This window comes from Streptomyces sp. NPDC001108 (genome assembly GCF_053598535.1).
In genome coordinates this window covers 76,449-86,438 of the sequence record NZ_JBSFKL010000022.1, presented here as the reverse complement: position 1 = coordinate 86,438, position 9,990 = coordinate 76,449, and the positions used below count along the sequence as shown (strand labels likewise).

Below are 9,990 nucleotides of genomic sequence, written 5' to 3'. Positions count from 1 at the left end.
ATGATCAAGCGCAAGGCCGAGAAGGTCATCATCGACCGGGCCCTGGCCGGCCTGAAGAAGCGCGTCGAATCTGCGCTCAGTCCTTGCCGGACTTCAGAGCCTCCATCGCGCGCTCGGTCACATCGGTGACCTTGCCGAGCGCGGAGATGGTGACCACCAGGTTCTGGGCCCGGTAGTAGTCGATGATCGGCTCGGTCTGCGTGTGGTAGACCTCCAGCCGGGTACGGACGGTCTCCTCGCTGTCGTCGTCCCGCTGGTACAGGTCGCCGCCGCAGACGTCGCAGACGCCCTCGGCCTTCGGCGGGTTGTACGTCACGTGGAAGACGTGCGAGCCGTCGTTCCGGCAGATGCGGCGGCCGGCGATGCGCTTGACCACCTCGTCCTCGGGGACCTCCAGGTCCAGGACCGCGTCGAGCCGGGTGCCCTCGTCCTTGAGCATGGCGTCGAGAGCCTCGGCCTGCCCCACGTTGCGCGGGAAGCCGTCCAGCAGGAAGCCGTTCTCGGCGTCCGGCTGGGACATGCGGTCCTTGGCCATCCCGATGGTGACCTCGTCCGGGACCAACTGACCGGCGTCCATGTAGGCGCGGGCCTGCTTGCCAAGGTCGGTGCCCTGGCTGATGTTGGCGCGGAAGAGATCGCCCGTGGAGATCTGGGGAATCGACAGGTTCTTGGCAAGGTACGCAGCCTGCGTTCCCTTGCCGGCACCGGGCGGCCCGACGAGGACGATTCGCATCAGCGGAGGAACCCTTCGTAATTGCGCTGCTGGAGCTGACTCTCGATCTGCTTCACGGTCTCCAGACCCACACCCACGATGATGAGGATGCTCGTCCCGCCGAACGGGAAGTTCTGGTTGGCTCCACCGAAGCTTGCCAACGCCATCGTCGGCACAAGAGCGATCAGACCCAGGTACAGCGAGCCCGGCCAGGTGATCCTGTTGAGTACGTAGCTCAGATACTCGGCAGTAGGTCGACCAGCCCGGATACCCGGGATGAACCCACCATACTTCTTCATGTTGTCGGCGACTTCCTCGGGGTTGAACGAAATCGCCACATAGAAGAAGGCGAAGAAGACGATCAACAGGAAGTACGCGGTGATGTAGTAGGGGTGGTCGCCCTTGACCAGGTTGTCCTTGATCCAGGTGGCCCAACCCGCGGTGGAGTTGGAGAACTGGACGATCAGGGCGGGGATGTAGAGCAGCGAAGAAGCGAAGATGACGGGGATCACGCCCGCCTGGTTGACCTTCAGCGGAATGTACGTGGACGTACCGCCGTACGACCTGCGCCCGATCATCCGCTTCGCGTACTGCACCGGGATCCGGCGCTGGGCCTGCTCGACGAAGACGACGAGGCCGACCATCACGAAGCCGATGAGGATGACGGTGCCGAACTCGATCCACCCGTCGGCCAGCTTGCCGCTGGTCTTGATCATCCAGAGCGAGCCCGGGAAGCTGGCGGCGATCGAGATGAACATCAGGATCGACATGCCGTTGCCGATGCCGCGGTCGGTGATGAGCTCACCGAGCCACATGACGGCGGCGGTACCGGCGGTCATCGTGATGACCATGACGATGGTCGTGAAGATCGACTGGTTGGGGACGATCTCCTTGGCGACCGGGCAGCCGCTGAAGAGCGCGCCGCTGGTGGCGGTGGCCACCAGGCCGGTGCCCTGGAGGATGGCGAGCGCGACGGTCAGATAACGCGTGTACTGCGTGATCTTGGCCTGGCCGGACTGGCCCTCCTTCTTGAGCGCCTCCAGTCGCGGAATGACCACGGTCAGCAGCTGAAGGATGATGCTGGCCGTGATGTACGGCATGATGCCGAGCGCGAAGATCGTGATCTGCAGCAGTGCACCACCGCTGAACATGTTCACCAGACCGAAGAGGCTGTTGTTGCCCTTACTGGCCTGGTCAACACACATCTGGACGTTCTCGTAGCTCACTCCCGGTACCGGGATGTGTGCCCCGAGCCGGTAGATCACGATGATGCCGAGCGTGAAGAGCAGCTTCTTGCGCAGGTCGGGCGTCTTGAACGCCCGGGCGAACGCGGTGAGCACGGTGCCTCCTGCGACCCCCCGCGCAGAGCGTAGAGGTGACGGTCTTGAGGATCGACGAATACGTAAACAGTCAAAGTCCCCGGGCAGTAGCCCGGGGGTTACCACACAACGACGCACGCCACCTTACCGGCGACCATGCCCCCCTAGGAACGACCAACCGGGGATGCCCCAAATGAGAGGCATCCCCGGTCGGGTAGTTCAGGCCATCGAGTTGTCTCAGACGAGCTCGGTGACGGTGCCGCCGGCGGCGGCGATCTTCTCCTTGGCGGAGCCGGAGACGGCGTCAACCGAAACCTGCAGCGCCACGGAGATCTCGCCCTGTCCGAGGACCTTGACGAGGTGGTTGTTGCGCACGGCACCCTTGGCGACCAGGTCGGCCACGGTGACCTCGCCACCCTCGGGGTAGAGGGTCGCGAGCTTGTCCAGGTTCACGACCTGGTACTCGGTGCGGAACGGGTTCTTGAAGCCCTTGAGCTTCGGGAGACGCATGTGGAGGGGCATCTGCCCACCCTCGAAGCGCTCCGGAACCTGGTAACGGGCCTTGGTGCCCTTGGTACCACGACCGGCGGTCTTACCCTTGGACGCCTCACCACGACCCACACGGGTCTTGGCGGTCTTGGCGCCCGGGGCAGGCCGGAGGTCATGGGCCTTCAGCGGCTTGTTCTCCGCCATGTCAGTCGACCTCCTCAACCGTCACGAGGTGGCGCACGGTGTGAGCCATGCCGCGGAACTCGGGACGGTCCTCCTTGACGACGACGTCGTTCAGGCGCTTCAGCCCGAGCGAACGCAGCGTGTCACGGTGGTTCTGCTTGCTGCCGATGTACGACTTCGTCTGCGTGATCTTGAGGCGAGCCATTACGCACCCGCTCCCGCACGCGCACGGAGCAGAGCCGCGGGGGCGACGTCCTCGAGCGGCAGACCGCGGCGGGCCGCGATCTCCTCGGGACGCTGCAGGCCCTTGAGGGCCTCCACGGTCGCGTGCACGATGTTGATCGCGTTGTCGGAGCCGAGCGACTTCGACAGGATGTCGTGAACGCCGGCGCACTCCAGGACGGCGCGCACCGGGCCACCGGCGATCACACCGGTACCGGGGGAAGCAGGCTTCAGCAGGACGACGCCCGCAGCCTTCTCGCCCTGGATCGGGTGCGGGATGGTGCCCTGGATACGCGGGACCTTGAAGAAGTTCTTCTTGGCCTCTTCCACGCCCTTGGCGATGGCCGCGGGAACTTCCTTGGCCTTGCCGTAGCCGACACCGACGGTGCCGTCACCGTCGCCCACCACGACCAGCGCGGTGAAGCTGAAGCGACGACCACCCTTCACAACCTTGGCGACGCGGTTGATCGCGACGACGCGCTCGACGTACGCGGTCTTCTCGGCGGCAGCTGCGCCGCCGTCACGGCCCTTCCGGTCCCGCCGCTCGCCGCCACCGGCACCGCTTCCGCGGCGCTGGGGTCCAGCCATTGGATTTACCTCTCTCTGTTACGTCCGCTGTGCGTAGGAACCGGGCTCAGAACTTCAGACCGGCTTCACGGGCGGCGTCAGCCAGAGCGGCAATCCGCCCGGCGTACTGGTTACCACCGCGGTCAAACACGACGGCCTCGACGCCGGCGGCCTTGGCACGCTCAGCGACCAGGGCGCCGACCTGCTTGGCCTGGCTGCTCTTGTCACCCTCGCCACCACGGATGGAGACGTCCAGGGTCGACGCCGACGCGAGCGTGTGGCCCGCGATGTCGTCGATGACCTGAGCGACCATGTGGCGGTTGGACCGCGTCACGACCAAGCGGGGACGCTCCGGCGAGCCGGAGATGTGCTTGCGGACACGGATGTGGCGACGCTTGCGGGCGGCGCGCTTGTAGGCGTCGCCCTTGGCGATCTTCACGCCGTATGCCATGGCTACTTACCAGCCTTTCCGACCTTGCGGCGGATGACCTCGCCGGCGTACTTGACGCCCTTCGCCTTGTACGGGTCGGGCTTCCGCAGCTTGCGGATGTTGGCCGCGACCTCGCCGACCTTCTGCTTGTCGATGCCCTCGACAGACAGCTTGGTCGGGGACTCGACCTTGAAGGTGATGCCTTCCGGCGCCTCGACGACGATCGGGTGGCTGTAGCCCAGGGCGAACTCCAGGTTGGAGCCCTTCGCCTGGACGCGGTAACCGACACCGCTGATTTCGAGCGCCTTGGTGTATCCCTTGGTCACACCGGTGATCATGTTCGCCACCAGCGTGCGGGACAGGCCGTGCAGGGCCTTGTTCTGACGCTCGTCGTTCGGGCGGGTGACGCTGAGGAAGCCGTCCTCACCCTTGGTGACCTCGATCGGCGCGGCAACGGTGTGCGTGAGGGTGCCCTTGGGGCCCTTCACGGCGACCGTACGGCCATCGATGGTGACGTCCACACCGGCGGGAACCTGGATGGGGAGCTTGCCGATACGCGACATGAGCTATTCCTCCGTTCCCGACTACCAGACGTAGGCGAGGACTTCCCCACCTACGCCCTTCTTCTGAGCCTGCTGGCCGGTCAGGAGACCGTGGGACGTGGAGATGATCGCCACGCCCAGGCCGCCGAGGACCTTCGGCAGGTTGGTGGACTTTGCGTAAACACGCAGACCCGGCTTCGAGATGCGCTTGATGCCGGCGATCGAGCGCTCGCGGTTCGGGCCGAACTTCAGCTCGAGGACGAGGTTCTTGCCGACCTCGGCGTCCTCGACCTTCCAGCCGGTGATGAAGCCCTCCTGCTGGAGGATCTCCGCGATGTGCGACTTGATCTTGCTGTGCGGCATCACGACGGAGTCGTGGTACGCCGAGTTCGCGTTGCGCAGACGCGTGAGCATGTCTGCGATGGGATCAGTCATGGTCATGAATTGGCCTTCGGCCTCTCTCGCCGGGGTTTCCTGTATGCGCCATCCCTCTCCCCACTCAGAGGCGGGACGGGTGCGGTGCGGGGACCTACGGCGTAGTAAGTCGGTCATGGGCGGCAGGCGCCCAACCCCACAAGCCTACGACATGTGAGGGCGGGCTCCTGCCGACCAGATGCTTACCGAGAGCTTTCCGGTGATTCCCAACGCCCTAGGGGCGGAGGAGAATTACCAGGAGCTCTTGGTCACGCCCGGCAGCTCGCCACGGTGAGCCATCTCACGAAGGCACACGCGGCACAGGCCGAACTTGCGGTAGACGGAGTGGGGCCGGCCGCAGCGCTGGCACCGCGTGTACGCGCGGACGCCGAACTTCGGCTTGCGGGCGGCCTTAGCGATCAGAGCCTTCTTCGCCACGGTCAGTTCTCCTTGAACGGGAAGCCGAGGTGACGAAGGAGGGCACGACCCTCGTCGTCGTTGGTCGCCGTGGTGACCACGGTGATGTCCATGCCCCGGACCCGGTCGATCTTGTCCTGGTCGATCTCGTGGAACATGACCTGCTCCGTGAGACCGAAGGTGTAGTTGCCACGGCCGTCGAACTGCTTCGGCGACAGGCCACGGAAGTCACGGATACGCGGCAGCGCGAGCGACAGCGTACGGTCCAGGAACTCCCACATGCGGTCACCGCGGAGGGTGACGTGGCAGCCGATCGGCTGGCCCTCGCGCAGCTTGAACTGCGCGATGGACTTGCGGGCCTTGGTCACGGCCGGCTTCTGACCGGTGATCGTGGTGAGGTCGCGCACGGCGCCGTCGATCAGCTTGGAGTCGCGGGCGGCGTCGCCCACACCCATGTTGACCACGATCTTCACGAGGCCGGGGACCTGCATGACGTTCTCGTACGAGAACTCCTCACGCAGCTTGCCGGCGATCTCCTCGCGGTACTTCGTCTTCAGACGCGGAGTGGTGGTGGTAGCCATCAGATGTCCTCACCCGTCCGCTTGGCAACGCGGATCTTGTTGCCTTCGTCGTCGAAGCGGTAACCGACGCGGGTGACGACCTTCTTGCCGTCCTTCTCCACGACGAGCTGAACGTTGCTCACGTGGATGGGGGCCTCGGTCGTCACGATGCCACCGGTCTGCGAACCGCGAGCGGTCTGACCGGCCTTGGTGTGCTTCTTGACCCGGTTGACACCCTCGACAAGGACACGGTCCTGAGCCGGGTAGGCCACGATGACCTTGCCCTGCTTGCCCTTGTCCTTACCGGTGATGACCTGAACCAGGTCGCCCTTCTTGATCTTCATGCTTACAGCACCTCCGGCGCGAGCGAGATGATCTTCATGAACTTCTTCTCGCGCAGTTCCCGGCCCACCGGGCCGAAGATGCGGGTGCCGCGGGGGTCACCGTCGTTCTTCAGAATGACGGCGGCGTTCTCGTCGAAGCGGATGTACGAGCCATCCTGACGGCGACGCTCCTTGACGGTGCGAACGATGACCGCCTTGACGACGTCACCCTTCTTCACGTTGCCACCGGGGATCGCGTCCTTGACGGTGGCGACGATGACGTCACCGATGCCCGCGTAGCGGCGACCCGAACCACCGAGAACACGGATGGTGAGGATTTCCTTCGCACCCGTGTTGTCGGCGACGCGAAGTCGCGACTCCTGCTGGATCACGTCTATCTCCTGATCGTCTGCCGGTTCCCGGCGGGGAGCTCCGTAAGCGACTTACGTGGCTCCCCGCCGAGCCTGGCGGAACTTGCCTGAGGGGAGTGCCCCTCAGGAATTACTTGGCCTTCTCGAGGATCTCGACGATGCGCCACCGCTTCGTGGCGGACAGCGGCCGGGTCTCCATCAGGAGGACGCGGTCGCCGACGCCGGCGGCGTTCTGCTCGTCGTGCGCCTTGAGCTTGTTCGTACGGCGGATGACCTTGCCGTACAGCGCGTGCTTGACGCGGTCCTCGACAGCGACGACGACGGTCTTGTCCATCTTGTCGCTGACGACCAGACCCTCACGGGTCTTGCGGAAACCGCGGTCGGTGTTCGTCTCAGTCACAGTCTTCTCGCTCATCAGACGCTCTCCACCGTCTCGATGCCCAGCTCGCGCTCGCGCATCAGGGTGTAGATCCGGGCGATGTCCTTACGGACGGACTTGAGCCGACCGTGGTTCTCGAGCTGCCCGGTCGCCGCCTGGAAGCGGAGGTTGAACAGCTCTTCCTTGGCCTCGCGGAGCTTGTTGAGCAGCTCCTCGTTGCCCAGCTCGCGCAGCTCGGACGCCTTGGTTCCGGCCGACATCACGCCTCACCTGCCTCGCGCCGAACGATGCGGCACTTCATCGGAAGCTTGTGAGCAGCGCGGGTGAGCGCCTCACGAGCAATCTTCTCGTTCGGGTAGGACAGCTCGAACATCACCCGACCGGGCTTGACGTTCGCGATCCACCACTCGGGAGAACCCTTACCGGAACCCATGCGGGTCTCGGCGGGCTTCTTCGTCAGGGGACGGTCCGGGTAGATGTTGATCCAGACCTTGCCGCCACGCTTGATGTGACGGGTCATCGCGATACGAGCGGCCTCGATCTGACGGTTCGTCACATACGCCGGGGTCAGCGCCTGGATGCCGTACTCGCCGAACGCAACCTGCGTGCCACCCTTGGACATACCGCTGCGCTTCGGGTGGTGCTGCTTGCGGTGCTTGACCCTACGGGGGATCAGCATTTCGGTCAGGCCTCCGTTCCGGTGCTCTCGGCAGCCGGAGCGGCAGCGGCGGGAGCCTCGGCCTTGGGGGCCTCGGCAGCCGGAGCCGACTGCTGCTGCGGCTTGCGACCGCGGCCGCCACGCTCGCCACCGCGGCCACCACGGCCGGCCGGGCGGTCGGCGCCGCCACGGGCCGGGCGGTTGCCGGCGCGGGCAGCGGCGTTCTCGGCGCGGACCTCGGCGATGTTCTTGACGTCGCCCTTGTAGATCCAGACCTTCACGCCGATGCGGCCGAAGGTCGTCTTGGCCTCGAAGAAGCCGTAGTCGACGTTCGCGCGGAGGGTGTGCAGGGGCACACGGCCCTCGCGGTAGAACTCCGAGCGGGACATCTCGGCGCCGCCGAGGCGGCCACCGCACTGGATCTTGATGCCCTTGGCGCCGGCCTTCATCGAGGACTGCATGCTCTTGCGCATGGCCCGACGGAAGGAGACGCGGGAGGAGAGCTGCTCGGCGACGGCCTGGGCCACCAGCTGAGCGTCCACCTCGGGGTTCTTGACCTCGAGGATGTTCAGCTGGACCTGCTTGCCGGTCAGCTTCTCCAGCTCGCCGCGGATGCGGTCCGCCTCGGCGCCGCGGCGGCCGATGACGATGCCCGGGCGGGCGGTGTGGATGTCAACGCGGACGCGGTCGCGGGTGCGCTCGATCTCGACCTTCGAGATGCCGGCCCGCTCCATGCCCTTCGTCATCATGCGACGAATGGCGACGTCTTCCTTGACGTAGTCCTTGTACAGCTTGTCGGCGTACCAACGGGACTTGAAGTCCGTGGTAATGCCGAGCCGGAACCCGTGCGGGTTTACCTTCTGGCCCATTACCGGGTTCCTTCCTTGCTGCTGACGACCACGGTGATGTGGCTGGTCCGCTTACGGATCCGGTAGGCACGACCCTGGGCACGCGGACGGAACCGCTTCAGGGTCGGGCCCTCGTCCACGTACGCCTCGCTGATGACCAGCGAAGAGGCGTCGGTGTGGTCGTAGTTGTGTGCGGCGTTGGCGATGGCGCTGTCCAGCACCTTGCCAACCGGCACGCTCGCGGCCTGCGGGGCGAAACGCAGGACCGCCTGAGCCTCCGTGGCATCCATGCCACGGATGAGGTCCACCACGCGGCGGGCCTTCATGGGCGTGACGCGGATGTACCGCGCCTGGGCCCTGGCTTCCATGGTTGTCCCTTCGGTGTAAGTCATAGTCGTTACCACCCGCGATTAGCGGCGCTTCGACTTCCGGTCGTCCTTGACGTGGCCGCGGAAGGTGCGAGTCGGCGAGAACTCGCCGAGCTTGTGGCCGACCATCGACTCGGTGACGAACACCGGGACGTGGATCTTGCCGTTGTGCACCGCGATGGTGTGACCCAGCATGGCCGGGACGATCATCGAGCGACGGGACCAGGTCTTGATGACGTTCTTGGTGCCTGCCTCGTTCTGCGCGTCCACCTTCTTGATGAGGTGGCCGTCGACGAAGGGCCCCTTCTTGAGACTGCGCGGCATCTAAACCCGCTCCTAGCGCTTCTTGTTCGTCTTGCGGCGGCGGACGATGTACTTGTTCGATGCCTTCTTCGGCGAACGAGTACGACCCTCCTTCTGACCCCACGGCGAGACCGGGTGGCGACCACCGGAGGTCTTGCCTTCACCACCACCGTGCGGGTGGTCAACCGGGTTCATCGCGACACCGCGGACGGTCGGGCGGACGCCCTTCCAGCGCATGCGGCCGGCCTTGCCCCAGTTGATGTTCGACTGCTCGGCGTTGCCGACCTCGCCGATGGTGGCGCGGCAGCGGGCGTCGACCAGGCGGATCTCACCCGACGGCATACGAAGGTGGGCCATGGTGCCCTCCTTCGCCAGCAGCTGCACGGAGGCACCCGCGGAGCGGGCGAACTTCGCGCCGCCGCCGGGCCGCAGCTCGATGGCGTGGATGGTCGTACCGACCGGGATGTTGCGCAGCGCCAGGTTGTTGCCGGGCTTGATGTCGGCGGCCGGGCCGTTCTCGACACGGTCGCCCTGCGACAGGCCACGCGGCGCGATGATGTAGCGCTTCTCGCCGTCCGCGTAGTGGAGCAGCGCGATGCGCGCGGTGCGGTTGGGGTCGTACTCGATGTGCGCGACCTTGGCCGGCACGCCGTCCTTGTCGTGACGACGGAAGTCGATCACGCGGTAGGCGCGCTTGTGGCCACCACCCTGGTGGCGAACGGTCACACGACCGGCGTTGTTACGGCCGCCCTTGCTGTGCAGGGGGCGGACCAGCGACTTCTCCGGCGTGGACCGCGTGATCTCGACAAAGTCGGCGACGCTGGAGCCACGACGGCCCGGGGTCGTCGGCTTGTACTTGCGGATACCCATTTCTCAGTCCTCGTC

At 65.6% G+C, this 9,990-nt stretch carries 19 protein-coding genes; all 19 read right to left on the bottom strand.

All coding sequences use genetic code 11. From position 1 onward, the window contains the following. Positions 1 to 76: 76 nt before the first annotated feature. Positions 77 to 733, bottom strand: a complete 657-nt coding sequence (locus ACWC97_RS31455; protein ID WP_352276150.1) for an adenylate kinase — start codon at positions 731 to 733, stop codon at positions 77 to 79. Then, complete coding sequence (gene secY, locus ACWC97_RS31450) at positions 733 to 2,052, bottom strand: preprotein translocase subunit SecY (protein WP_352276149.1); 1,320 nt, start codon at positions 2,050 to 2,052, stop codon at positions 733 to 735. Before secY ends, ACWC97_RS31455 begins: the two co-directional genes overlap by 1 nt. A gap of 216 nt (positions 2,053 to 2,268) precedes the next feature. Beyond that, positions 2,269 to 2,724, bottom strand: coding sequence for a 50S ribosomal protein L15 (gene rplO / locus ACWC97_RS31445; RefSeq protein ID WP_018550610.1), 456 nt, complete (start codon positions 2,722 to 2,724; stop codon positions 2,269 to 2,271). Position 2,725: 1 nt separating this feature from the next. Continuing rightward, complete coding sequence (rpmD, locus tag ACWC97_RS31440) at positions 2,726 to 2,908, bottom strand: 50S ribosomal protein L30 (RefSeq protein ID WP_030914154.1); 183 nt, start codon at positions 2,906 to 2,908, stop codon at positions 2,726 to 2,728. Then, on the bottom strand, positions 2,908 to 3,513 hold the full coding sequence (gene rpsE, locus ACWC97_RS31435; RefSeq protein WP_072485533.1) for a 30S ribosomal protein S5: 606 nt from the start codon (positions 3,511 to 3,513) through the stop codon (positions 2,908 to 2,910). Before rpsE ends, rpmD begins: the two co-directional genes overlap by 1 nt. Positions 3,514 to 3,559: 46 nt before the next feature. After that, positions 3,560 to 3,943, bottom strand: a complete 384-nt coding sequence (rplR, locus tag ACWC97_RS31430; protein WP_111337428.1) for a 50S ribosomal protein L18 — start codon at positions 3,941 to 3,943, stop codon at positions 3,560 to 3,562. 2 nt (positions 3,944 to 3,945) lie between these two features. Next, the gene (gene rplF / locus ACWC97_RS31425; protein ID WP_352276146.1) at positions 3,946 to 4,485 is read right to left on the bottom strand and encodes a 50S ribosomal protein L6; all 540 of its coding nucleotides are present in this window, start codon (positions 4,483 to 4,485) and stop codon (positions 3,946 to 3,948) included. A gap of 21 nt (positions 4,486 to 4,506) precedes the next feature. Then, positions 4,507 to 4,905 carry a 30S ribosomal protein S8 gene (gene rpsH, locus ACWC97_RS31420; RefSeq protein ID WP_005313538.1) on the bottom strand — a complete coding sequence of 133 codons (399 nt, stop codon included), beginning with the start codon at positions 4,903 to 4,905 and terminating at the stop codon, positions 4,507 to 4,509. Between the two features lie 225 nt (positions 4,906 to 5,130). Continuing rightward, the gene (locus tag ACWC97_RS31415) at positions 5,131 to 5,316 is read right to left on the bottom strand and encodes a type Z 30S ribosomal protein S14 (RefSeq protein WP_003956452.1); all 186 of its coding nucleotides are present in this window, start codon (positions 5,314 to 5,316) and stop codon (positions 5,131 to 5,133) included. 2 nt (positions 5,317 to 5,318) lie between these two features. Then, positions 5,319 to 5,876, bottom strand: coding sequence for a 50S ribosomal protein L5 (gene rplE / locus ACWC97_RS31410; RefSeq protein WP_093540759.1), 558 nt, complete (start codon positions 5,874 to 5,876; stop codon positions 5,319 to 5,321). Beyond that, positions 5,876 to 6,199 (bottom strand): 50S ribosomal protein L24, encoded by a 324-nt coding sequence (gene rplX, locus ACWC97_RS31405; RefSeq protein ID WP_073786786.1) that lies wholly within the window; start codon positions 6,197 to 6,199, stop codon positions 5,876 to 5,878. Before rplX ends, rplE begins: the two co-directional genes overlap by 1 nt. Before the next feature lie 2 nt (positions 6,200 to 6,201). Continuing rightward, complete coding sequence (rplN, locus tag ACWC97_RS31400; protein ID WP_003966950.1) at positions 6,202 to 6,570, bottom strand: 50S ribosomal protein L14; 369 nt, start codon at positions 6,568 to 6,570, stop codon at positions 6,202 to 6,204. A 109-nt stretch (positions 6,571 to 6,679) separates the two neighbouring features. Then, positions 6,680 to 6,964: a 30S ribosomal protein S17 gene (gene rpsQ / locus ACWC97_RS31395; protein ID WP_073786784.1), complete on the bottom strand. Its 285-nt coding sequence runs from the start codon at positions 6,962 to 6,964 to the stop codon at positions 6,680 to 6,682. After that, entirely contained in the window at positions 6,964 to 7,188 is a 225-nt protein-coding gene (gene rpmC, locus ACWC97_RS31390; protein ID WP_014047786.1) for a 50S ribosomal protein L29, read from the bottom strand. Before rpmC ends, rpsQ begins: the two co-directional genes overlap by 1 nt. Continuing rightward, positions 7,188 to 7,607, bottom strand: coding sequence for a 50S ribosomal protein L16 (gene rplP / locus ACWC97_RS31385; protein ID WP_072485538.1), 420 nt, complete (start codon positions 7,605 to 7,607; stop codon positions 7,188 to 7,190). Before rplP ends, rpmC begins: the two co-directional genes overlap by 1 nt. 5 nt (positions 7,608 to 7,612) lie before the next feature. Then, the gene (gene rpsC, locus ACWC97_RS31380; RefSeq protein WP_093540760.1) at positions 7,613 to 8,455 is read right to left on the bottom strand and encodes a 30S ribosomal protein S3; all 843 of its coding nucleotides are present in this window, start codon (positions 8,453 to 8,455) and stop codon (positions 7,613 to 7,615) included. Beyond that, positions 8,455 to 8,802, bottom strand: a complete 348-nt coding sequence (gene rplV, locus ACWC97_RS31375) for a 50S ribosomal protein L22 (protein ID WP_004571827.1) — start codon at positions 8,800 to 8,802, stop codon at positions 8,455 to 8,457. Before rplV ends, rpsC begins: the two co-directional genes overlap by 1 nt. A 42-nt stretch (positions 8,803 to 8,844) precedes the next feature. Beyond that, positions 8,845 to 9,126, bottom strand: coding sequence for a 30S ribosomal protein S19 (gene rpsS, locus ACWC97_RS31370; RefSeq protein WP_283853425.1), 282 nt, complete (start codon positions 9,124 to 9,126; stop codon positions 8,845 to 8,847). A 12-nt stretch (positions 9,127 to 9,138) separates the two neighbouring features. Next, positions 9,139 to 9,975, bottom strand: a complete 837-nt coding sequence (gene rplB / locus ACWC97_RS31365; RefSeq protein ID WP_072485540.1) for a 50S ribosomal protein L2 — start codon at positions 9,973 to 9,975, stop codon at positions 9,139 to 9,141. Between the last annotated feature and the right edge of the window lie 15 nt (positions 9,976 to 9,990).